The following is a 21,427-nucleotide window of genomic DNA, read 5'->3' as shown; positions in this document are numbered from 1 at the left end:
TTCCATCCTCTAGTGTCATGGGAGTAGCCAGTGTCCCGTCCCCAGCGTGAGGTCGTCTTCGTCGACGGCGTGCGCACCCCGTTCGGCAAGGCCAAGGGCCAGTACGCCGAGACGCGCGCCGACGACCTCGTCATCAAGAGCATCCGCGAGCTGATGCGTCGCAACCCGTCCCTGCCGCCCGAGCGGGTGGACGAGGTCGCCATCGCCGCCACGACCCAGATCGGCGACCAGGGCCTGACCCTCGGGCGTACGGCGGCGCTGCTCGCCGGCCTGCCGCAGAGCGTGCCCGGCTACTCCATCGACCGCATGTGCGCGGGCGCGATGACCGCGGTGACCAGCACCGCGTCCGGCATCGCCTTCGGCGCCTACGACGTCGCCATCGCCGGCGGCGTCGAGCACATGGGGCGCCACCCCATGGGCGAGGGCGTCGACCCCAACCCGCGCATCCTGTCGGAGCGGATCGTCAACCCGGACGCCCTGGTGATGGGCAAGACCGCGGAGAACCTGCACGACCGCTACCCGACGATCACGAAGCAGCGCGTCGACGCGTACGCCGTGCGCAGCCAGCAGAAGACCAAGGCCGCCTACGACGACGGCAAAATCCAGCCGGATCTCGTCCCCGTCGCGACCCGCTCCACCGACGCCGGCTGGGGCCTGGCCACGATCGACGAGCCGATGCGCCCCGAGACGACCCTCGAGTCGCTCGCCGCCCTCAAGACGCCGTTCCGCTCCCACGGCAACGTGACCGCGGGCAACGCAGCCGGCATCAACGACGGCGCCACCGCCGCCCTTCTCGCCGACGAGGAGACCGCGCGTGAGCTCGGCCTGCCCGTCAAGATGCGCCTGGTGACCTACGCCTTCGTCGGCGTCGAGCCCGAGGTGATGGGCGCCGGCCCGATCCCGGCCACCGAGAAGGCCCTCAGGCTCGCCGGTCTCACCATCGACGACATCGGGGCCTTCGAGGTCAACGAGGCCTTCGCCGTGCAGGTGCTGGCCTTCCTCGAGCACTACGGCATCGCCGACGACGACCCGCGGGTCAACCCCTACGGCGGCGCCATCGCCATGGGACACCCGTTGGCCTCGTCCGGCGTACGCCTCATGAACCAGCTGGCGCGCGCCTTCGAGGAGCGTCCGGAGGTCCGCTACGGCCTCACCACCATGTGCATCGGCATCGGCATGGGCGGCACCGTGATCTGGGAGAACCCCCACTGGACCCTTCGACAGGCTCAGGACGGCGCCGGCACCACCGACTCGACGGGAGACGACAAGTGAGCACCACCCCCGACTCGACCATCTTCGAGCGCGCGCGGGCGATCGTGTCCGACGCCGAGCGCGTCACGCAGGCCCACCTGCGCACGGTCGCGCTGCCGGGCGCGACCTTCGGCCTGATCACCCTCGACAACGGCGAGGACCACACGAAGCCCAACACGTTCGGTCCGGGCTCGCTGCTCGCGCTCGACGTGGCGATCGACGCGGCTCTCGCCGACGACTCGATCGACGCCATCGCGGTGACCGGCAAGCCGTTCATCCTCGCCGCGGGCGCCGACCTCACCTCGATCCAGGGTGGCGGTCCCGACGCCGTCCGGATCGTGGCCGAGCTCGGCCACGCGGTGTTCCGCAAGCTGGGCGAGGGCGGCAAGCCGTCGTTCGGCCTGATCAACGGGCTCGCCCTCGGTGGCGGCCTCGAGGTCGCCCTGCACTGCACCTACCGCACCGTCATGGACTCCGCCGCCGCGCTGGGCCTGCCCGAGGTCATGCTCGGCCTCGTGCCCGGGTGGGGCGGCGCGTGGCTCGTGCCCAACCTCGTCGGCGCCGACAAGGCCGTCACCCTGATCCTCGAGAACCCGCTCAACCAGGGCAAGACCCTCGGCGGGCAGGCGGCGTACGACTTCGGCCTGGCCGACGCGGTCTTCAACGGTGCCGACTTCCTCGAGCAGTCGCTGCTCTGGGCGGCGTCGGTGCTGCGCGGCGAGACCGTCGTCGAGCGCCCCGAGATCGACCGTGGCGAGGCCTGGGACGCGGCGATCGCCCGTGCCGAGAGCATCGTGGCCACCAAGACGGGTGGCGCCTCCCCGGCCGCCGCCAAGGCGGTCGAGCTGATCGCCGCGGCCCGTGACACCGACCGTGACGCGGGATTCGCGGCCGAGGACGATGCCCTCGAGGCGATGTCGCAGACCGCCGAGCTGCTCGCGTCGCTCTACTCGTTCGACCTGGTGCAGAAGCGCGCCAAGCGGCCCGCGGGTGCGCCCGACAAGTCGCTGGCCCGGCCGGTGACCAAGGTCGGCATCGTGGGCGCCGGTCTGATGGCCAGCCAGCTCGCGCTGCTCTTCGTACGCCGCCTCGAGGTCCCGGTGGTCCTGACCGACCTCGACCAGGAGCGCGCGGACAAGGGCGTGGCCTACGTGCACGCCGAGATCGACAAGCTGCTCGCCAAGGGCCGGATCAACCAGGACAAGGCCAACCGGCACAAGGCACTGGTCTCCGGCGAGACCGACAAGCAGGTCGCCTTCGGTGACGCCGACTTCGTCATCGAGGCCGTCTTCGAGGAGATGTCGGTCAAGAAGACGGTCTTCGCCGACGTCGAGAAGGTCGTCAGCGCCGAGTGCGTGCTGGCGACCAACACCTCGTCGCTGTCGATCACCGAGATGGCCGCCGACCTCGAGCACCCCGAGCGGGTCGTCGGCTTCCACTTCTTCAACCCGGTCGCGGTGATGCCGCTGCTGGAGATCGTCAAGGGTGACGCCACCGACGACGCGACGCTCGCCACCGCGTTCGCCACCGGCAAGGCGCTGAAGAAGACCCCGATCCTGGTCAAGGACAGCCCGTCCTTCATCGTGAACCGCCTGCTCGGCCGGTTCATGAGCGAGGTCGGCCGCATCGTCGACGAGGGCACGCCGGTCTCGGTGGCCGACAACGCGTTCGCGGGCATCGCGCCGATGCCGCCGTTCGTGCTGCTGTCGCTGGTCGGTCCGGCCATCGCGCTGCACAACAACGAGACGCTGAAGGGTGCGTTCCCCGACCGCTTCTACGTCTCCCCCGCCCTCGAGCGGATCGTGGCGGCGCGGAAGCCGGCCTACTACGGCCCCGACGGCAACCTCGACCCCGAGGTCGAGGCCATGCTGGAGAAGCCGGCCTCGCCCGTGGTCCTCACCGCCGAGGAGGTCCGGGAGAAGACGCTGTCAGGCCTCGCCGAGGAGGCCCGCCTGATGCTCGACGAGGGCGTCGTCGCGGCACCGCAGGACATCGACCTGGCCATGATCACCGGCGCCGGGTTCTCGTTCTGGAACGGCGGGCTGACCTTCATGCTCGACGTGAAGGGGATCTCCGAGAAGGCGACCGGCAAGCGCTTCCACTGATCCACCGCTGATCGTCGGGGCGGTGTCCCAGCCACATTCCGTACGCGCGGGAGGTGGGTGGGGCACCGCCCCTTCGCGCCTGCGGACCGACGGACCCGCCAGCGCCCGGCGTCGGCGATCTCTGCCATGCTGGACGCCGTCCGTCGTCGTCAACCAGGAGGCACCATGAGCCAGGACCTCGACCACGCAGAGCAGCAACGCGGCGGCTTCAGCTCGCGCAAGGTATTCATCCTCGCCGCGATCGGCTCCGCCGTCGGCCTGGGCAACATCTGGCGCTTCCCCTACGTCGCCTACGAGAACGGCGGCGGGGCGTTCATCCTCCCCTACCTGATCGCCCTGCTCACCGCGGGACTGCCGTTCCTGCTGCTCGACTACGGCCTCGGCCACCGCTACCGCGGGTCCGCGCCGCTGTCGTTCCGGCGCGCGCACCGGGCGGCAGAGGGGCTGGGGTGGTGGCAGGTGGGCATCTGCTTCGTCATCGCCGTCTACTACGCGGCCGTGATCGCGTGGGCCGCCCGCTACGCGCTCTTCTCCTTCGACAAGGCCTGGGGCGACGATCCCGAGGGCTTCCTGTTCGGGTCCTACCTCCAGGCGGGCGAGCAGACCATCGGCCTCGACTTCGTCAGCGGCGTCACCGTTCCGCTGGTGTTGGTCTGGGTGGCGGTCCTGACGATGATGGTGCTGGGCGTGCAGAAGGGCATCGGGATCGCGTCGGCGATCTTCATCCCGATCCTGTTCATGGCGTTCATCGCGCTCGTCGTCGTGGCGCTGACCCTCGACGGCGCCGCCACCGGCCTGGACGCCCTGTTCTCGCCCGACTGGAGCGCTCTCACCGAGACCAGCGTGTGGATCGCGGCCTACGGCCAGATCTTCTTCTCCCTCTCGGTCGGGTTCGGCATCATGATCACGTACGCCTCCTACGTGGGCCGTCGCAGCGACATGACCGGCTCGGGCCTCGTGGTCGGCTTCGCCAACTCGGGCTTCGAGCTGCTGGCCGGTATCGGCGTGTTCGCCGCCCTCGGCTTCATGGCGACCGCGGCCGGCGTGGGCGTCGACGAGGTGGCGACCGAGGGCCTCGGCCTCGCCTTCATCGCCTTCCCGGCGATCATCAACGAGGCCCCCGCCGGGGCGCTGATCGGCATCCTGTTCTTCGGGTCCCTCGTCGTGGCCGGGGTGACCTCGCTCGTGAGCGTCATCGAGGTCGTCATCTCAGCGGTCCGCGACAAGTTCGAGATGACCCGCACCGGCGCCTCGCTCTCGGTGGGCGTGCCAGCGGCGGTCATCAGCATCACCCTGCTCGGCACCACCACCGGCGTCTACGTCCTCGACATCGTCGACCACTTCATCAACCGGTTCGGGATCCTCCTGGTGGCCGTGGCGAGCATGCTCGCCCTCGCGTGGGTGTTCCGGAGGACGGGCCTGCTGCGCGACCACCTCAACCGGGACGGGTCGGTGCAGCTCGGGCGTACGTGGGAGGTGCTCATCGGTTTCGTGGCCCCGGCCGCGCTGGTCTTCATCCTCGTCAACGAGCTGATCGACAACATCCAGGTCCCCTACGGGGACTACCCGACCTGGATGCTCAACACGCTCGGCTGGGGCCTGGCCGCAGCCGTCCTCGTGCTCGGCTTCGTCGCGGCACGCCTGCCGTGGCGCGCGAGCACCCCCCTCGACGACCCCGAGGTCGTCGCCGCGCAGGACGAGAGGAGCTCCTGATGTCCGCAGCAGCCGTGGTCATGATGCTGATCGCCATGACCGTCCTCTGGGGTGGCCTGGCCGTCGCGATCTGGAACATCAACCGCTACCGCGGCGAGGAGCCCGGGTCGGTCCAGCGGGACCTCTGACGCACCTGCTCAGGCCGGGTGCTCGACCTCCACGAGGGTGAGCCCCCGGTCGAGGGCGGTGACGTCCTCGACGATGGTGCGCGCGATCGTCTGGGCGTCGAGGCCGATGCGGGCGAGGATCACGTCGCGCTTGGCGTGGTCGAGGAACTCCTGCGGGATGCCGTGCAGGCGGAAGGGCGTACGCACGCCCGCGTCGTTGAGCGTCTGGAGCAGCGCGGCACCGCAGCCGCCGACGCGTCCGTTGTCCTCCACGCTGACCACGAGACGGTGCTCGCGGGCGAGGTCGACGATCGCGGGGTCGACCGGCTTGACCCAGCGCGGGTCGACCACGGTCACCCCGATGCCCTGGTCGGTGAGGCGCGCGGCGACCTCGACGGCCGTGGTCGCCATCGACCCGACGGCCACGACCAGGACGTCCTTGTCGCCGGTGCGTGCCAGTACGTCGGCGCCGCCGACGCGGTCGATCGCGGGCACGTCCTCGGGCGGCGGGCCCTTGGGGAAGCGGACGACCGTGGGCGCGTCGTCGACCAGGACTGCCTCGTCGAGCAGCTCGTGGAGCCGGGTGACGTCACGCGGCGCGGCGAGGCGCAGGCCCGGGACGACCTGGAGGATCGACATGTCCCACATGCCGTTGTGGCTGGCGCCGTCGTCGCCGGTCACGCCGGACCGGTCGAGCACGAAGGTCACGCCGCAGCGGTGGAGCGCGACGTCCATCAGCACCTGGTCGAAGGCGCGGTTGAGGAAGGTCGCGTAGACCGCGAACACGGGGTGCAGCCCGCCCATGGCGAGGCCGGCGGCCGAGGTGACGGCGTGCTGCTCGGCGATGCCGACGTCGAAGGTGCGCTCGGGGAACCGCTGCGCGAACACGTCGAGGCCGACCGGGTGCATCATCGCGGCCGTGATGGCGACGACGTCGTCGCGACGCTCGCCGAGGTCCACGATCGCCTCGGAGAAGTGGTCGGTCCAGATCCTGCCCTTGGGCTTCTCCGCGCCGGTCTGGACGTCGAACGGGCCGGGCGCGTGGAACTGGTCGGCCTCGTGGCGCAGCGCCGGGTCGTAGCCCTGGCCCTTGCGGGTGATCGCGTGGACGATCACGGGGCCGTTGAACCGCTTGGCGTTGGCCAGCGCCTGCTCCATCGCGGCGCGGTCGTGACCGTCGACGGGACCGACGTACTTGAGGCCGAGGTCCTCGAACAGGCCCTGCGGGGCGAGGGCGTCCTTCATGCCCTTCTTGACCGCGTGGAGCGCGTCGTAGGCGGCGTGCCCGACGCCGGGCACCTGGTTGAGCCGCTTCTTGACCAGGTCGAGGACCTGCTCGTAGCGCGGGTTGGTGCGCAGCGACGTGAGCGCCGTGGCGAGGCCGCCGATGGTCGGGGTGTAGGAGCGCTCGTTGTCGTTGACGACGATCACCAGGCGGCTGTTGCGGGCGATCGCGATGTTGTTGAGCGCCTCCCAGGCCATCCCGCCGGTCAGCGCCCCGTCGCCGATGACCGCCACGACGTGGCGGTCCTCGCCGCGGATGGCGTACGCCTTGGCGAGGCCGTCGGCGTAGGACAGGGAGGTGGACGCGTGCGAGTTCTCGACGATGTCGTGCTCGGACTCCGCCTGGCTGGGGTAGCCGCTGACGCCACCCTCCTTGCGGAGCGTGCCGAAGTCGGCATGGCGGCCCGTGACGAGCTTGTGCACGTAGGACTGGTGGCCGGTGTCGAACACGACCCGGTCGCGCGGGGAGTCGAAGACCCGGTGGATGGCCAGCGTCAGCTCGACGACGCCGAGGTTGGGACCGAGGTGGCCGGAGTTGGTGGCCACCGTGCGGATCATCACGTCCCGGATCTCGGCGGCCAGCTCGTCCAGCTGCTCCGCAGAGAGGTCACGGAGGTCGCGCGGGGAGGCGATCGAGTCGAGGAGTGCCATGGGGCCTGAGTCTATTTCATGCCAGGTCGTGGACGGCCACCGACGGCTCGTGGAGGCTCCCCCTCGTCGGCGTCGGTGAGGTCGGTGGCGGCGGCGAAGTCCTCCCCCGGGTCGACGTGCCCGCCTGCGAGGCCCCACTTCTCGGGGTCGATGCGGGGGTGCTCGTCCCGCTCCTGGAGCAGGATCCAGCCTCGCCGGTCGACCAGGACCACCCCGGCGGAGCGGCGCGGGTCGGGGCCGGGGTCCGGTGCGCTTGCGTGCACCCGGCGACCCTGATGGACAGACCTCACATCCGGACCCGGTAGCGACGCCCGCGCAGCGCGTCCTCGACCAGGCCGACCTCGCGGCGTACGCCCTGCAGGCGGGCGTCCTCGAGCTGGAAGGTCTGCACGGCCGCCAGCACGACCGCCTCCGAGGCGACGTCCCTGAGGTCGCCGCGGATCTCGCTCAGGCCGCGCCGCGTGGCCAGCTGCTGTGCCTCGACGTGCAGGACCGCGAACCGGGCGAGCACCACGACGTGGCGCCGCAGACCGGGGAACCGGCGGTAGTCCGGCGGGCACAGGTCCAGGAGCCAGCTGGCTGCGGTGGCCTCCCAGTCGGGCGCGTCGGGCGGGCGCACCTGTCGCGGCCAGCCGGGGGGCGCCACGCCGCGATGGCCCTCGGGCGGGGTGGGGCGCTTGCGTGGCTGCGGCGCGGGGAACACCGCGCAAGTCTATCGAACGCCTGTTCGATCCGTCACTGGCGGGATCCCAGGTCTGCCTCCTCGATCTCGGCGAGGAGGGGGTCGCGCAGGCCGACGAGGTCGAGGCGCCACCACACGTCGGGATAGACGAGGCGCCCCGTCATCCACGGCTCGTGGCCCGCGAGCAGCCGCGCCTGGCAGGCAGACTCGGGGATGCGTCGCGAGGGGCGCTCGAGACCGTGGCCCGAGGCGGTCTGCCACCCGCGGGCGGCGTAGAAGCCGGGATCGCCCTCGAGGAACACCAGAGGCGCGCCCAGTCCCTCGGCCGCCTCGGGCACCGCATCGAGCAGGCGGGTGCCGATGCCCCGACCCTGTTGGTCCGGCACGACGGCCAGGGGGCTCAACACAAGGACGTCGACCAGGCGCTCCCGGGCGTCGAGCCAGGCCCGCGAGAGTGCCACCAGCCCGACCACCTCGTCACCCGAGACCGCCACCAGCTCGACGGCCATGTCCTCGACGCCGCGCAGACGGGCCATCACGTCGTTGATCGCGGCGCCCTGCTCGTCGAAGGCTGCCTCGACCACGACCTCCATCGCCGGGGTGTCGGCGTCCCCGGCCTCGCGGACCTCGATGTCCGTCCCGTCCGCCACCATCAGCCCTCCAGGAAGGACCAGCGCACCTCGCGCTCGGCGTTGTCGACGTTGAGGTCCACGAGGCAGATGCTCTGCCAGGTGCCCAGGGCGAGCCGGCCGCCCAGCACGGGGACCGTGGCGTACGGCGGCACGATCGCCGGCATGACGTGCGACCGTCCGTGCCCCGGCGAGCCGTGGCGGTGTCGCCACCGGTCGTCTGCCGGGAGCAGGTCGCCGAGGGCGGCCAGCAGGTCGTCGTCGGATCCCGCTCCGGTCTCGATGATCGCGATGCCGGCGGTCGCGTGCGGCACGAACACGTGCAGGAGCCCGTCGCCGCGACCGGCCACGACGTCCGCGGCGTCGCGGGTCAGGTCGAGCACGACCTCGTCGCCGCCGGTGCGGTAGGTCCTGGTCTCACTCTCCATGGCGCCACGCTAGCGCCGCACCCGCTCACGCAGTCCGGCCGCCAGCCCGACGATCGTCACGGCGTCCACCACACCACCCAGCGTGCGGGCCAGCCGCCGGTGCCGGACGGGCCCCATCCGCAGACGCAGGTGGACGCGGCTGCCGCCGGCGTGCCCGTCCGTGACCCGGAGGCACCACGTGAGGTCGGTGTGGCCACGCCGAGACGTGTAGAGGAGCAAGCTCGGCCACTCGATGGCGGCAAGCGTGAATGTCGCGTCGGTTCCGCCCCAGTCGGGGATGACGTCGCCGACCGAGTGGTCCAGCAGGTGCTGGTCCACGTGGCGCAGCGCGCGCCGCGCCGGCGGCACCAGACACTCGACGCGCCGCGGCAGGTACCACCCGGCGCGCTGCTTGCCGAGCTGAACCAGCCAGGGCCACACCTTCTCCGGCGGGGCGGGGAGGTCGAAGCCGCGGTCCATCACCACGTCCGCGTCGACGCGGTCATCACCGGGCAACGCCGCAGCCCGCTCCTGCTCGGTTGCCGCAGCCAGGTCCATGGACGCAGGTCTACACCTTGCGGACGGCTCAGTCGCCCAGCGCCTCCTCGATGCGCTCGACCTTGGCAGTGAGCTGCCCGTCGTAGCCCGGCCGGATGTCGGCCTTCAGCACGAGACCGACCCGCGGGGACACCTCGGCGACCACGTCGACGGCGCGCTTGACGACTGTCATCACCTCGTCCCACTCCCCCTCGATGTTGGTGAACATCGCGTTGGTCTCGTGCGGCAGCCCGGACTCGCGGACGACCCGTACGGCAGAGGCGACCGCCTCGGTGACGGACCCGGTCGGGTCGCTGGACATGGGCGAGAGCGAGAAGGCCACGATCATGCGACCACGCTAGCCGGGCCCCTCAGGTGTTGGTGCCCTCGTCCGGGGTCGCCCCCTGGGGGTCGGGGGTGCCGCCCTGGCAGCTGACCCCGAGCTCCGGGGCGGTGTGGCCGTCGCCGTACTCCTCGAGGAAGAGCCCGAGCCGCTCGTCGTCTGCGCCGTCGAGCCGGAGCTGGGCACCCCAGACGGTGACCACCACCGGTGAGGGCAGGCCCTCGCGCGGCGACATGATGCCGTTGTCCGGGAGCCGGTCGGCCAGCGCCTCGACGTCCGCGGCGGACAGGCCGGGGTCGTGGGTGATCCAGACGGTGCCGTGCTCGAGGTCGTGGACGGCGTTCTCCTCGCGCACCGGCTCGTCGTAGACGCCGCACGCCAGCCAGATCGGCGCGTGCGCGCCCCCGGCGGGCGGATCCTGCGGGTATGTGACGTCGCCGGTCGTGTGCGCCCGGTCGGTGATCTCCCAGGTCTCGACGAGGCTGAGGTCGAGCGCGCGTTGCTCCAGCTCGTCACCGCGGACCAGCCGGTCCACCAGCGGCGCGACGAGAGCGGCGGCGAGCACGAGCGCGGCGGCGACGCTCGCCAGGACGAGGGGCAGCCGACGGGGCCCCAACTCCTGGACCACGGGTGCCGGCTCCGGGCGCGGTGGAGCGGGCTGGCCGTCGGCGTCGATCACCGCGTCAGGCTACCGGCGCCCTCCACGGCGTCGTCCTCGGCGGGGAGGGCCTGCCTCAGCCTGGCGAGCCCGTCGCGGGCCAGCGACTTCACCGTGCCCGGCGCGATCCCGAGCGCCGCGGCGATCTCTGCCTCGGAGCGGCCCTCGTAGTAGCGCAGCACGAGGACCGCCCGCTGCCGGGGCGCGAGGGCGGCCAGCGCGGAGCGTACGGCGAGCAGCTCGTCGTGGTCCGGGGCGTCGGCGAGCTGCTCGGGCAGCGCGTCGGTGCTCTCCTCGCGCCACCGGCGACGACGCCAACGCGAGACGTTCTCGTTGACGAGGACCCGCCTGACGTACGGCTCGGGGTTGTCGCGGATCCGCCGCCACTGCGGGACCACCTTGACCAGCGTGGTCTGCACGAGGTCCTCGGCGTCCTGCGCGTGCCCGGTGAGGAGGTACGCCGTGCGCAGCAGCGCAGCCTGCCGGGCGAGCACGAACTCGGCGAAGCCGTCAGGCGTGGCCACGGCGGCTCCTGACCCGTACGGTGATCCGCCAGCCCACGAACGCCGCAGCCAGGAGCCCGAGCCCGACCAGGCGCGGGTCGGGGGCGAAGGGGGCGTCAGGGGCGGGGACGACCTCTGCCGTCCACGCGTCGGCAGCCACGTGGGGCGTGTTGCCGGAGAACGCGAGCAACGGGTCTTGCGCACCGGACGTGACGTCAAGGATCCGGGCGCGACTCGCCCGCTGCGGACGACCCGCTTCGACGTCGTCGACCGATGCGACGACCAGCTCGGTTGCGGACCGCCACCCGAGTACGGACTGCGCGGACACGTCGCCGATTCGGCGTAGGGCGACGTCCCGGCCCTCGAGGTCGCCGACGAGGACCGCCTTGGGTGACTCGTCGTAGGTGCTCGCGTCGGGCATCAGCAGGGTCGCGACGAGCGAGCCGTCGGTGCTCACGGTCGCATCGGTCGTACCGGCCGCCGAGGGCGCGTCGTCCGGCAGCATGAGTCGCAGCGTGGTCGGCTCGTGCCCCGACACGAGCGTGAGGCGCCGCGAGCTGGGCTGCTGGACGAAGCCACCCGGTGCGTGGCCGACGCCGTTGGGGCTGACGCGGCGTTGCACCGAGCTGGGGGTGTCGTCGCGCTCGCCGGTGTCGAGGTCCCACGTCCGGGGCCGGGTGCGTGCGGCCAGCGCACCGTCCCCCTGCGCCTGCGCCGGCCCGGCAGACCACCACAGCACGTCCCCCGCCCAGGCCAGGCCACCGACCCACAGGCCGTGGTCGGACTCGACGGTCCAGGCGTCGCGCTTCCCGGTCTCGAGGTCGAGCACGGCGACCCCGTCGGCGAGCATCGCGCTCTCCCCTGCCTGACCGAGCGCATCGACGTCGGCGGTGGTCGCGATCCAGTACGCCACGCGCGAGCCGTCGTGCGACAGGGCGGGCTGGCCGAGCTCGATCGATCCGGGCAGGTCGAGGAACCGCGACTCCCCCGTCGCAGCGGAGACCCCCCAGAAGGCGTTGCGGTCGGACCACAGGCCCGACCTGGTGCCGACTCCGACCGCCGACAGCCGCCCGGGGGTGGACGGGAACGCAGGCTCCCACCCACCCGGCTGCCGGATCACGTCCGGGAGCACCATCCGCTCCCCCACGTCCGCCGGCTGCACCCGCTGGGCACGCTCGACGAGCAGCGGCGTGGTCGTCGCGCCCAGCAGCCCGACGGCGGCGACGGCCGCGAGCGCCGCGCCGAGGCGTACGCGCCTGCGACGCCGGCCGTGCGTCCAGACCGCGTCCGGGTCGATGGCCCCACCGGGCGCGTGCGCGGCCAGGCGCTCGAGCCGGTCGACGACGTCGGCGGGCGGTGCGGACATGGGAGCTCCTCGGATGGGTGGACAGCCTCACACGTCCACACGCCACGAGATGCCGATTCGGAGGGGTCCGGGTCTCGAGTAGTCCGCTCGCTGGCGCGCGCGGACTACTCGACCACCGAGCGAGCGAGGGCGGCCCGGACGACGTCGGCCCGGGCGGCGAGCTCCTCGGGCGGGGTCGCCGGGAGCATGTCGGCCCAGACCGGCAGGTTGGACCCGCGGAGCTGGAGCACGCCGAGTGGGCGGGCGAGGAGCGTCACCGAGAGGTGACCGGTGCCGTTCTCCCACTTGTTGACGTGCACGTTGCCGACACCGTCGAGCGCGCGGAGGGCGGCGTACGTGCGCCCGATGAGGCGGCCCAGCTCGACGTGCCCGTCGTCGCCGAGGTCGTCGAGGACCTCGTGGGTGCGGGAGACGACGTTGGCGACGAAGGGCAACGACGTGCCACCCGGGCGGATGACTGCGAGCCGCTCCCCCGTGTGCAGCACGAGGTCGTCGCGACCGAGGGCGGTGCAGGTCTTGCAGTCCTCCGGCGCCTTGCGGCGGTCGGGCTCGGGGACGGCGTAGTCGACGAGCGGGCGCGACCGCAGGCCCTCGCGCTCGAAGGGGAAGACCTCCCAGTCGACCATGCCGCCGAGCGGCAGGCGGCCGCCGTCCCCACCGGTGGTGGAGTCGGCGGCCGCCTGCGCCTGCGTGAGGAACTCGCGCAAGGTCAGCCCTTGAGCAGGTTGCGCAGGACGTACTGCATGATCCCGCCGTTGCGGTAGTAGTTCGCCTCGCCCGGGGTGTCGATGCGGACGGTGGCCTCGAACTCGCTGGTCTCGCCGTGCGCCTGGTCGGTGCCCGGCGCCGGCTCCACCTTGACGGTGACCGTCTTGGGCGTGGTGCCGTCGTTGAGCGCCGTGATGCCGGAGATCGAGATGACCTCGGCGCCCGTGAGTCCCAGGTCCTCGGCGGTCTTGCCCGCGGGGAACTGGAGCGGGATGACGCCCATGCCGATGAGGTTCGAGCGGTGGATGCGCTCGTAGGACTCGGCGATGACGGCCTTCACGCCCAGCAGCGCGGTGCCCTTGGCGGCCCAGTCGCGCGACGAGCCGGAGCCGTACTCCTTGCCCGCCAGGACGACCAGCGGGGTGCCTGCAGCCTGGTAGTTCTGGCTCGCCTCGTAGACGCTGGTGACCTCGCCGTCCTTGGTGAAGTCGCGCGTCACGCCGCCCTCGGTGCCCGGCGCGAGCTGGTTGCGCAGGCGGATGTTGGCGAACGTGCCGCGGATCATGACCTCGTGGTTGCCGCGGCGCGAGCCGTAGGAGTTGAAGTCGCGCTGCTCGACGCCGTGCTCGGCGAGGTACGTGCCGGCCGGGCTGTCCTTCTTGATCGCGCCGGCCGGGCTGATGTGGTCGGTGGTCACCGAGTCACCCAGCTTGAGCAGCACCCGGGCACCGACGATGTCGCTGACCGGCTCCGGCTCGTCGGGCATGCCGTCGAAGTAGGGAGGACGCCGCACGTAGGTCGACTGCTCGTCCCACTCGAAGGTGTTGCCCTCCGGGGTGGGCAGCGACTGCCAGCGCTCGTCGCCCTTGAACACGTCGGCGTAGGAGTCGCCGAACATGTCGGAGGTGATCGCGTGGGCGATGGTCTCCTCGACCTCCTGCGGGCTGGGCCAGATGTCCTCGAGGAAGACGTCGTTGCCATCAGAGTCCTGACCGAGCGGGTCGCCGAACAGGTCGACGTCCATCGAGCCGGCCAGCGCGTAGGCCACGACGAGCGGCGGCGACGCGAGGTAGTTCATCTTCACGTCCGGGTTGATCCGGCCCTCGAAGTTGCGGTTGCCCGACAGCACCGAGACGACGGCCAGGTCCGCCTCGTTGACGGCTGCGGACACCTCGGGGATGAGCGGGCCGGAGTTGCCGATGCAGGTCGTGCAGCCGTAGCCGACGAGGTTGAAGCCGAGCTTGTCGAGGTACGGCGTCAGCCCGGCGCGGTCGTAGTAGTCCGAGACGACCTTGGATCCCGGCGCGAGCGAGGTCTTCACCCACGGCTTGCGGGTCAGGCCCTTCTCGACCGCGTTCTTGGCCAGCAGTGCGGCACCGATCATCACGCTCGGGTTGGAGGTGTTGGTGCACGAGGTGATCGCGGCGATCACGACTGCGCCGTGGTCGATCTCGACCTCCTGGCCGTCGAGCGACACCTTCGTGGGCTTCGTGGGTCGACCGCCGTCCTTGGGTGCGTCGACGTGAACGGGCTTGCCGTTGCCGCCCTCGTGGCTCGGCGAGTCGGAGGCCGGGAAGGACTCCTCCACCGCCTCGTCGTAACCCGTCGCCTCGGCGGCGTCGTCCGGGTCGGAGTCACCCTCGTCGACGTAGTCGCTCAGGGCCGCGCGGAACGAGTCCTTCGCGGCCGAGACCTCGACGCGGTCCTGGGGACGCTTCGGGCCGGCGAGCGAGGGCACCACCGTGGCGAGGTCGAGCTCGAGGCGCTCGCTGTAGCGGGGCTCCGCGCTCGGGTCGTGCCAGAGCCCCTGCTCCTTGGCGTACGCCTCGACGAGCGCGAGCTGGTCGTCGGTGCGTCCGGTCAGGCGGAGGTAGTCGATCGTCTGCTCGTCGATCGGGAAGACGGCGATCGTCGAACCGAACTCCGGGCTCATGTTGCCGATCGTGGCGCGGTTGGCGAGCGGCAGCGCGGAGACACCCTCGCCGTAGAACTCGACGAACTTGCCGACCACACCGTGCTCGCGGAGCATCTCGGTGATCGTCAGGACGAGGTCGGTGGCGGTCGAGCCGGCGGGCAGCTCGCCCGACAGCTTGAAGCCGACCACGCGCGGGATCAGCATGGAGACCGGCTGGCCGAGCATCGCGGCCTCGGCCTCGATGCCGCCGACGCCCCAGCCGACCACGCCGATGCCGTTGACCATCGTGGTGTGGGAGTCGGTGCCGACGCAGGTGTCGGGGTAGGCGACGCCGTCGCGCACCATGACGACGCGGGCGAGGTGCTCGATGTTGACCTGGTGCACGATGCCCGTGCCCGGGGGGACGACCTTGAAGTCGTCGAAGGCGCCCTGGCCCCAGCGGAGGAATTGGTAGCGCTCGCGGTTGCGCTCGTACTCGATCTCGACATTGCGCTCGAAGGCGTCGGCGGAGCCGAAGACGTCGGCGATGACGGAGTGGTCGATGACCATCTCGGCCGGTGCGAGCGGGTTGATCTTCGTGGCGTCGCCGCCGAGCTCGGCCATCGCCTCGCGCATGGTGGCGAGGTCGACGACGCAGGGGACGCCGGTGAAGTCCTGCATGATCACGCGCGCGGGCGTGAACTGGATCTCCTGGTCGGGGTTCGCGCTGGCGTCCCAGCCGGCGATCGCCCTGATGTGGTCGGCCGTGATGTCGGCGCCGTCCTCGGTGCGGAGCAGGTTCTCCAGCAGCACCTTGAGCGAGAAGGGCAGGCTCTCGACGTCGAGGCCCTCTCCCTCGACCGCGTCGAGCCGGTAGATCTCGTAGGACTGTCCGTCCACGTCCAGGGTGCCCTTGGCACCGAAGCTGTCCTGACTGGCCATCAGCCACATCTCCTCGGGAGTTCGCGGGTTCGCACCCATCTTGCCGTCGTACGGGAGAGGACGGGAAGGCAGGCGACCCTTAGTTCTGGCATCGCAGTATCTTGACGTCAAGATATCACACGGCCGGGCTCGCCCGGATAGCCTCCCCGCGTGCCGACCCTCCTCCACCTCAACGGTCCCTCCGGCGTCGGGAAGTCCACACTGGCCAGCGCCCACGCCGCCGCGCACCCCGGGACGCTGCTCTGCGACATCGACGAGCTGCGGTCGTGGGTCTCCGTGCTGCTCGAGCGCCTCCACGCCCGCGCGGTCACGCCCCTGACGGCCGTCGTCTCGCGGATCATCGAGGAGCGCGGCGGCGACGAGCTGGTGCTCGAGGGACGTCGGCAGCTGCTCGACCTGGCCACGGGCCACGGGTGGGCGGTGGTCGACGCGAGCGAGCAGGAGTCCGCGCTCGCTGCGCTGGCCGCTCTCGTATGACCTACTCGATGCCGGCCATCTGGTCGAGGCGCTGCAACAGGTCGTGGGCGGCGAGCTCCACCGCCTTGTGCCGCCATTCCGCGGCCCGGTAGACGCACGCGATGAGCCCGCTGCGGTGCACCCGCCGCAGGTCGCCGTACACGAACGCGTAGCGGGCCTTGGTGCCCTCGTTGGCGCCTTCGGTGAGGCCGAGGTGCCAGGCGGCGTAGTCCTCCCACGAGTGCCGCTCGAGGTAGGCGTTCTCGGCGTCGGCCCGTGGCTGGACCTCACCCCAGTCGCTGTCGAGCACGTACTGACGGCCGTCGATGAGCCGCCGAGCGTGGGCGACGGCAGCCGGGTTGACCGCGTAGCTGGCCATGGGGCCACCCTGCCAGACTCAGAAGCCCAGCAGCTTGCCGAACGCCGAGAAGAAGGTGCTGAACGCTCGTGCGACCGGGTTGCTGGGCCCCTGGTTGCTCGCCTTCTGCCAAAAGAACGGGTGGACCCCGGTGAACTCGTCGTCGACCAGCGGTGTGCGGCCCCACAGGTAAGGCCAGAACACCTCGGTCCGGTTGACCCCCAGGACGAGGCGCGAGTCGAAGCCCATCACCAGGTGCTGCTCGATCCGCAGGGATCCGCATCGGGGGCTGTCGGCCTTCACCTCGCCACTGCCCTGCACGATCAGGCTGCCCGTGCCGGCGAACATGATGTAGCGCACCTGCCACCTGGCCAGGGCCAGGATGCCCCACCGCCACCGGGTCCGCAGGCCGGGCGCGCCGATGACGCCCACGACGTGCCGCGGGTGCATCACCAGTCCGGGGTGGTCCGTGATGTCGATGCGCATCAGGTACGAGTCGGGGTCCTCGGGCGTTGCCAGCACCGCCACGGTGCCGTTCTCGTCACCAGCGATCCGGCTCAGGCCGTAGAGACCGGCGGAGAAGCTCACGAACGGAGCGGACGGGTCGTAGATCAGCCGGCCGTGGGCCTTCTTCCCCTCGACCGGTCGTACGTGCTCCGAGCGCGCCGAGAGCACCTCGCCGTGGCCGAGCTCGACCGTCAGCGTACGTTCGGCGAGGCCGGTCGTGAGCGTGGCGTCGGTATCGTCGACGCCATCGGCCAGACGAATCCGTTTCTGCGAGCGGCTCACGAGCGGCATCAGCACGAAGTAGCTGACGACCCGCATGACACCCGGCATGACGACGACCAGCACCGCGATGCCGGCCAGCCACTTCCAGGACCGCGCCCACAGGTTGACGACGCGCCCTGCCCACGACCCCTGCGCCTCCTCCAGGCTCCTCTCCTCGGCCTGCTTCTGCGCAAGCTCCGCCTTCGCAACCTCGAGGTCCCTCGTGGCTGCAGACTGAAGGTCGTCCTCCCCGAGCCGATCGAGCTTCTCGTCGGCGGTCAGGTCGGGGTCCGAGAGCACCACGACCCTCTCCTCCGCCCGGGCGAGACCTCGGTCGACCGTGTCCTTCAGCTCTTCTGCCTTCTCCAACGCCTCCTCTGCGGCCTTGCACGCGTTGCCCGGAAGGACCCACGCGATCACCTTGTCGACGGTTCCACAGGCCTCGTCCCGCTCGTCCAGGCGCCGCTCCGCCTCCCTGGACGCCTCGGACACCTGCTGGCGTGCTTCGACGGCCTCTTCGGCGGCCTCCGCTGCAAGCGACGCGACCTCCTCGACGAGGGCCTCCTCAGAGGCGCTCCGAAGCTGCCCGACCTCGTTCTCCAGAGCCCTGCGCTCCTGCGACACCTCGCGCAGCCGATCACGCTCCGCCTCCGCCCGCTGGAGCTCCGGGACGAGCGAGGACATCAGCACGAGACCGAGGAACAGGGAGACGAGGACCGCAACGAACACGCCGAGCTTCCTGAGAAGGAACCCGAGGACGGCCGAGACGAGACGCACCCGCCCGACTCTAGTTCGGGATCACCGCGCGCCGGGGCCGGTTCTCGTCAACAGCGCGACGCACTCCACGTGGTGCGTCATCGGGAAGAGGTCGAAGGCGCGGATGGCGGTGAGCTCGTAGTCGTGCTCGGCGAAGATCGCGACGTCGCGGCCCAGGGCGGCGGGGTCGCAGGCGACGTACGCGACGGCGCGGGGGCGACGGTCGACGACCTGCTCGACCACGGCCCGCTTCGCGCCCTCTCGAGGCGGGTCGAGGACGACCAGGTCGAAAGGCTCGTCGTAGCCCGTGCGCAGCACCCGGTCGGTCGGGCCGCACTCGACGACGGCGGCCTTGAGCGCCGACAGGTTGCCGCGGGCGTGCTGGCAGGCCGTGCGCTCGGCCTCGACAGCGACCACCCGGGCGCCGGTCGCCTCGCCGACGAAGCGGGCGAACAGGCCCACCCCGGAGTAGAGGTCGAGCGCGCGCTCCCCCGGCCGCGGCGCCAACAGGTCGAGGACGGCCTCGACCAGCACGCGCGGCGCGTCGGGGTGGACCTGCCAGAAGCCGTCGGCGGCGGCGGTGAAGTCGTGGACCTGTCCGGCCGCGGTGACGATGTGGGTGACGGGGTCTCGTGAGGGACGCGGGGCTCCCCCCTCGGGTAGCGACACCGGTGGACGCGCCTCGTCGACCGCGATGAGGCAGTCGTCGAGGGGGACGAGCTCGTGCGAGCGGTGGGCACGCATCGCGGGCCGCCCGTCGGGGAGGACGGCGTACCGCTGCCGGGTGCGCCAGCGCAGGCCGTCGTCCGCCCGGCCGGGGACCGGGACGGCCTCGACGCGGAGGCCGGTGACCACCTCCGAGTCGGCAGGGAGTCGGCCGAGCCGGACCAGCTGCTCGCGCACGACGGACGTCTTCAGGTCGCGCTGGGCCGGGACGGCGACGTGCTGGAAGTCGCAGCCGCCGCACAGGCCAGGTCCGGCCACGGGGCACGGAGGAGCCACCCGATCGGCGGACGGGGCGTCGATCCGGACGGCGTCGCCACGCCAGAACCCGTCACCCTCGGTGCCCTCGGTGATCTGCACGAGCACCCGTTCGCCGGGCAGCGCGTGGCGTACGAACACGACGCGCGAAGCCGGCTCGGGCAGGCGGGCGACGCAGTGGCCACCGTGGGCGACGGGTCCCACCTCGACCTCGAAGTGCTCCCCCACCCGGGAGCGGCCGCGGGCGCGACGCGGCCGGTTCGTGCGGCTCATGCGTCGTCGACCTGCCGGCCGGTCTCGCGGTTGCCCACGCGGCCGCGGCGGAGGTCACCGGCGTGGACGCGGGTGTCGTCGAGCCGGCCGCGCTCCTGGGCGACCTGGGACGACCGGAGCTGGTAGGGCACGGAGATGACCATCACGCCCGGAGTGAACAGCAGGCGGCCCTTGAGCCGCAGCGCCGTCTGGTTGTGGAGCAGCTGCTCCCACCAGCGACCTACGACGTACTCGGGGATGTAGACCGCGACCACACCGCGCGGGCTGGCTCGCCGGATCTCCTGGGTGTACTCGACGATCGGGCGCACGACCTCGCGGTAGGGCGAGTGCAGCACCTTGAGCGGGATGTCGAGGTGCCGCTCGTCCCACTCCTCGAGCAGGCGGTTGGTCGCGCGGGGGTCGATGCTGACGTAGATGGCCTCGAGGACGTTGGGGCGGGTGGCGCGGGCGAAGGCGAGCGCTCGCAGGGTCGGCTTGTGCAGCCTGGAGGCGAGGACGATCGCGTGGACGCGGGTCGGCATGACCTTGTCCTGCTCGTCGGCCGCGAGCTCGAGCTCGACGCGCGCGTAGTGGCGTCCGATGGCCTGCATCACGGCGAAGAAGACACCCATCGCGATGATGGTGATCCAGGCGCCGGCGAGGAACTTCGTGATCAGCACGATCACCAGCACGACCGCAGTCATCCCGAGGCCGAACGTGTTGATCGCTCGTGACCGCATCATCCGCCGACGCACGGCGGGATCGCGCTCCGTGCGCAGGTGCCGCGTCCAGTGCCGGATCATGCCGAGCTGGCTGAGGTTGAAGGACACGAAGACGCCGACGATGTAGAGCTGGATGAGCTTGGTCGTCTCGGCGTCGAAGACCCAGATCAGCAACATGGACATCGCAGCGAGGAAGACGATGCCGTTGCTGTAGGCGAGGCGGTCGCCGCGCGATCCCAACGAGCGCGGCGCGAGGCCGTCCTGGGCGAGGATCGAGCCGAGCACCGGGAAGCCGTTGAAGGCCGTGTTGGCCGCCAGGACGAGGATGATGCCGGTGACCGTGACGACGAAGTAGAAGCCCGGCGAGAAGTGGTCGAACACGCCTGCGGCGATCTGCGATATCACCGGGTGCTGCTCGTAGCCCTCGGGGACCGCGCCGCTCGACGTGCGCAGCTGCTCGAGGTGATGGGGATCGACGTAGCGGATCGTCATCTGCTTGGCGAGCACGATGACGCTCATCATCATCGTGATGGCGATCAGGCCGAGCAGGAGCAAGGTGGTGGCGGCGTTGCGGCTCTTGGGCTTGCGGAACGCCGGCACGCCATTGCTGATCGCCTCGACGCCCGTCAGCGCCGCACAGCCCGACGAGAACGCCCGCGCGAGCAGGAACATCAGGCCGATCTGGGTGAGCGGCTCCTCCCACCCGGGCTGGGGCACGATCTGGAGGTCCGCGCTCTCCGCGTCGGGGAGGTCCCCCGAAAGCAGTCTCAGCAGGCCGTACACGCACATGCCGAGGATCGCCACCATGAACAGGTAGGTCGGCACGGCGAAGAACGCGCCGGACTCACGTACGCCGCGCAGGTTCATCGCCATCAGCGCCGCCACCGCGACCACGCCGACCGTCGCCTCGTGGCCGATCAGCGGCGGGATCGCACCAGCGGCGTACTGGGACGCTGACGAGATCGACACCGCCACGGTGAGGACGTAGTCGACCAGCAGGGCGCTGGCCACCGTCACGCCTGCGTTGCGTCCGAGGTTGACGGTGGCGACCTCGTAGTCGCCGCCCCCGGAGGGATAGGCGTGCACGGTCTGGCGGTAGCTGGCGATCACGGTGAGCATGACCACGGCGACGGCGAGGCCGATCTTCCACGACCAGACGTAGGTCGACGCGCCCGCGACCGCCAGCATGATGAAGACCTCGTCCGGGGCGTACGCGACCGAGGACAGCGCGTCGCTGGCGAACACCGGCAGCGCGATGCGCTTGGGCAGCAGGGTCTCGCCCAGCTGGCTGCTCCTCAGCTTGCGGCCCAGCAGGATCCGCTTGGACACGTCGCCGACACTCACGGGCGGCAAG

Annotated in this window: 21 protein-coding genes; 5 read left to right on the top strand and 16 right to left on the bottom strand. The window is 71.3% G+C overall.

Annotated features, from left to right (window positions below):
* Nucleotides 1–30 precede the first annotated feature (30 nt).
* The 4 genes from EXE59_RS17795 to EXE59_RS17780 all read left to right on the top strand — a co-directional run bounded on the left by EXE59_RS17795 (nt 31) and on the right by EXE59_RS17780 (nt 5,197).
* Nucleotides 31–1,272, top strand: coding sequence for a thiolase family protein (locus EXE59_RS17795; RefSeq protein WP_135840096.1), 1,242 nt, complete (start codon nt 31–33; stop codon nt 1,270–1,272).
* The gene (locus EXE59_RS17790) at nt 1,269–3,356 is read left to right on the top strand and encodes a 3-hydroxyacyl-CoA dehydrogenase NAD-binding domain-containing protein (protein WP_135840095.1); all 2,088 of its coding nucleotides are present in this window, start codon (nt 1,269–1,271) and stop codon (nt 3,354–3,356) included. Before EXE59_RS17795 ends, EXE59_RS17790 begins: the two co-directional genes overlap by 4 nt.
* A 165-nt stretch (nt 3,357–3,521) precedes the next feature.
* Nucleotides 3,522–5,069 carry a sodium-dependent transporter gene (locus EXE59_RS17785; RefSeq protein WP_135840094.1) on the top strand — a complete coding sequence of 516 codons (1,548 nt, stop codon included), beginning with the start codon at nt 3,522–3,524 and terminating at the stop codon, nt 5,067–5,069.
* Complete coding sequence (locus tag EXE59_RS17780) at nt 5,069–5,197, top strand: methionine/alanine import family NSS transporter small subunit (RefSeq protein WP_135840093.1); 129 nt, start codon at nt 5,069–5,071, stop codon at nt 5,195–5,197. The genes EXE59_RS17785 and EXE59_RS17780 overlap by 1 nt, the downstream gene beginning before the upstream one ends.
* Nucleotides 5,198–5,206: 9 nt before the next feature.
* On the opposite strand, the gene dxs is transcribed toward EXE59_RS17780, so the two are convergent.
* The 12 genes from dxs to EXE59_RS17720 form a co-directional block, all read right to left on the bottom strand.
* Complete coding sequence (gene dxs / locus EXE59_RS17775; RefSeq protein WP_135840092.1) at nt 5,207–7,111, bottom strand: 1-deoxy-D-xylulose-5-phosphate synthase; 1,905 nt, start codon at nt 7,109–7,111, stop codon at nt 5,207–5,209.
* 11 nt (nt 7,112–7,122) lie between these two features.
* Entirely contained in the window at nt 7,123–7,374 is a 252-nt protein-coding gene (locus EXE59_RS17770) for an NUDIX domain-containing protein (protein ID WP_135840091.1), read from the bottom strand.
* Nucleotides 7,375–7,397: 23 nt separating this feature from the next.
* The gene (locus EXE59_RS17765) at nt 7,398–7,814 is read right to left on the bottom strand and encodes a hypothetical protein (RefSeq protein ID WP_210429060.1); all 417 of its coding nucleotides are present in this window, start codon (nt 7,812–7,814) and stop codon (nt 7,398–7,400) included.
* Nucleotides 7,815–7,846: 32 nt separating this feature from the next.
* Nucleotides 7,847–8,446, bottom strand: coding sequence for a GNAT family N-acetyltransferase (locus EXE59_RS17760; RefSeq protein WP_135840090.1), 600 nt, complete (start codon nt 8,444–8,446; stop codon nt 7,847–7,849).
* Nucleotides 8,446–8,850 carry a YjbQ family protein gene (locus EXE59_RS17755; RefSeq protein WP_135840089.1) on the bottom strand — a complete coding sequence of 135 codons (405 nt, stop codon included), beginning with the start codon at nt 8,848–8,850 and terminating at the stop codon, nt 8,446–8,448. Before EXE59_RS17755 ends, EXE59_RS17760 begins: the two co-directional genes overlap by 1 nt.
* 9 nt (nt 8,851–8,859) lie before the next feature.
* Nucleotides 8,860–9,387, bottom strand: coding sequence for a hypothetical protein (locus EXE59_RS17750; protein WP_135840088.1), 528 nt, complete (start codon nt 9,385–9,387; stop codon nt 8,860–8,862).
* 28 nt (nt 9,388–9,415) lie between these two features.
* A complete protein-coding gene (locus EXE59_RS17745; protein ID WP_135840087.1) occupies nt 9,416–9,715 on the bottom strand; it encodes a thiamine-binding protein in 300 nt (99 codons plus the stop codon).
* A 22-nt stretch (nt 9,716–9,737) separates the two neighbouring features.
* Nucleotides 9,738–10,388, bottom strand: a complete 651-nt coding sequence (locus EXE59_RS17740) for a thioredoxin-like domain-containing protein (protein ID WP_135840086.1) — start codon at nt 10,386–10,388, stop codon at nt 9,738–9,740.
* Nucleotides 10,385–10,891 (bottom strand): SigE family RNA polymerase sigma factor, encoded by a 507-nt coding sequence (locus EXE59_RS17735; RefSeq protein WP_135840085.1) that lies wholly within the window; start codon nt 10,889–10,891, stop codon nt 10,385–10,387. Before EXE59_RS17735 ends, EXE59_RS17740 begins: the two co-directional genes overlap by 4 nt.
* Nucleotides 10,878–12,236: a hypothetical protein gene (locus EXE59_RS17730; protein ID WP_135840084.1), complete on the bottom strand. Its 1,359-nt coding sequence runs from the start codon at nt 12,234–12,236 to the stop codon at nt 10,878–10,880. The genes EXE59_RS17735 and EXE59_RS17730 overlap by 14 nt, the downstream gene beginning before the upstream one ends.
* Nucleotides 12,237–12,340: 104 nt before the next feature.
* Nucleotides 12,341–12,943 (bottom strand): hypothetical protein, encoded by a 603-nt coding sequence (locus EXE59_RS17725; RefSeq protein WP_135840083.1) that lies wholly within the window; start codon nt 12,941–12,943, stop codon nt 12,341–12,343.
* Between the two features lie 2 nt (nt 12,944–12,945).
* Nucleotides 12,946–15,780 (bottom strand): aconitate hydratase, encoded by a 2,835-nt coding sequence (locus EXE59_RS17720; RefSeq protein WP_135841376.1) that lies wholly within the window; start codon nt 15,778–15,780, stop codon nt 12,946–12,948.
* A gap of 150 nt (nt 15,781–15,930) precedes the next feature.
* Here EXE59_RS17720 and EXE59_RS17715 point away from each other — a divergent pair, with 150 nt between their 5' ends.
* Nucleotides 15,931–16,257, top strand: a complete 327-nt coding sequence (locus EXE59_RS17715) for an ATP-binding protein (protein WP_135840082.1) — start codon at nt 15,931–15,933, stop codon at nt 16,255–16,257.
* A gap of 1 nt (nt 16,258) precedes the next feature.
* Here the strand turns inward: EXE59_RS17715 and EXE59_RS17710 are convergent, their stop codons facing one another.
* From EXE59_RS17710 to EXE59_RS17695, 4 genes are read right to left on the bottom strand one after another with little or no spacing between them, the layout of a single operon-like run.
* Nucleotides 16,259–16,615, bottom strand: a complete 357-nt coding sequence (locus EXE59_RS17710) for a hypothetical protein (protein WP_135840081.1) — start codon at nt 16,613–16,615, stop codon at nt 16,259–16,261.
* An 18-nt stretch (nt 16,616–16,633) separates the two neighbouring features.
* Nucleotides 16,634–18,139 carry a hypothetical protein gene (locus EXE59_RS17705; protein WP_135840080.1) on the bottom strand — a complete coding sequence of 502 codons (1,506 nt, stop codon included), beginning with the start codon at nt 18,137–18,139 and terminating at the stop codon, nt 16,634–16,636.
* 21 nt (nt 18,140–18,160) lie between these two features.
* A complete protein-coding gene (locus EXE59_RS17700) occupies nt 18,161–19,372 on the bottom strand; it encodes a class I SAM-dependent RNA methyltransferase (protein WP_135840079.1) in 1,212 nt (403 codons plus the stop codon).
* Complete coding sequence (locus tag EXE59_RS17695; protein WP_135840078.1) at nt 19,369–21,417, bottom strand: APC family permease; 2,049 nt, start codon at nt 21,415–21,417, stop codon at nt 19,369–19,371. Before EXE59_RS17695 ends, EXE59_RS17700 begins: the two co-directional genes overlap by 4 nt.
* Nucleotides 21,418–21,427: the final 10 nt, after the last annotated feature.

The organism is Nocardioides eburneiflavus (assembly GCF_004785795.1).
GTDB classification, from domain to species: domain Bacteria; phylum Actinomycetota; class Actinomycetes; order Propionibacteriales; family Nocardioidaceae; genus Nocardioides; species Nocardioides eburneiflavus.
The sequence above is the reverse complement of the archived record's forward strand: the minus strand, read 5'-3'. Positions and strand labels throughout refer to the sequence as shown.

Bases quoted from the DNA above. Each gene is read 5' to 3' on its own strand.
- EXE59_RS17785 (WP_135840094.1), top strand. From the start codon at position 3,522: ATGAGCCAGGACCTCGACCACGCAGAGCAGCAACGCGGCGGCTTCAGC.
- EXE59_RS17780 (WP_135840093.1), top strand. From the start codon at position 5,069: ATGTCCGCAGCAGCCGTGGTCATGATGCTGATCGCCATGACCGTCCTC.
- dxs (WP_135840092.1), bottom strand. From the start codon at position 7,111: ATGGCACTCCTCGACTCGATCGCCTCCCCGCGCGACCTCCGTGACCTC.
- EXE59_RS17760 (WP_135840090.1), bottom strand. From the start codon at position 8,446: ATGGTGGCGGACGGGACGGACATCGAGGTCCGCGAGGCCGGGGACGCC.
- EXE59_RS17755 (WP_135840089.1), bottom strand. From the start codon at position 8,850: ATGGAGAGTGAGACCAGGACCTACCGCACCGGCGGCGACGAGGTCGTG.
- EXE59_RS17750 (WP_135840088.1), bottom strand. From the start codon at position 9,387: ATGGACCTGGCTGCGGCAACCGAGCAGGAGCGGGCTGCGGCGTTGCCC.
- EXE59_RS17745 (WP_135840087.1), bottom strand. From the start codon at position 9,715: ATGATCGTGGCCTTCTCGCTCTCGCCCATGTCCAGCGACCCGACCGGG.
- EXE59_RS17730 (WP_135840084.1), bottom strand. From the start codon at position 12,236: ATGTCCGCACCGCCCGCCGACGTCGTCGACCGGCTCGAGCGCCTGGCC.
- EXE59_RS17720 (WP_135841376.1), bottom strand. From the start codon at position 15,780: ATGGCCAGTCAGGACAGCTTCGGTGCCAAGGGCACCCTGGACGTGGAC.
- EXE59_RS17710 (WP_135840081.1), bottom strand. From the start codon at position 16,615: ATGGCCAGCTACGCGGTCAACCCGGCTGCCGTCGCCCACGCTCGGCGG.
- EXE59_RS17700 (WP_135840079.1), bottom strand. From the start codon at position 19,372: ATGAGCCGCACGAACCGGCCGCGTCGCGCCCGCGGCCGCTCCCGGGTG.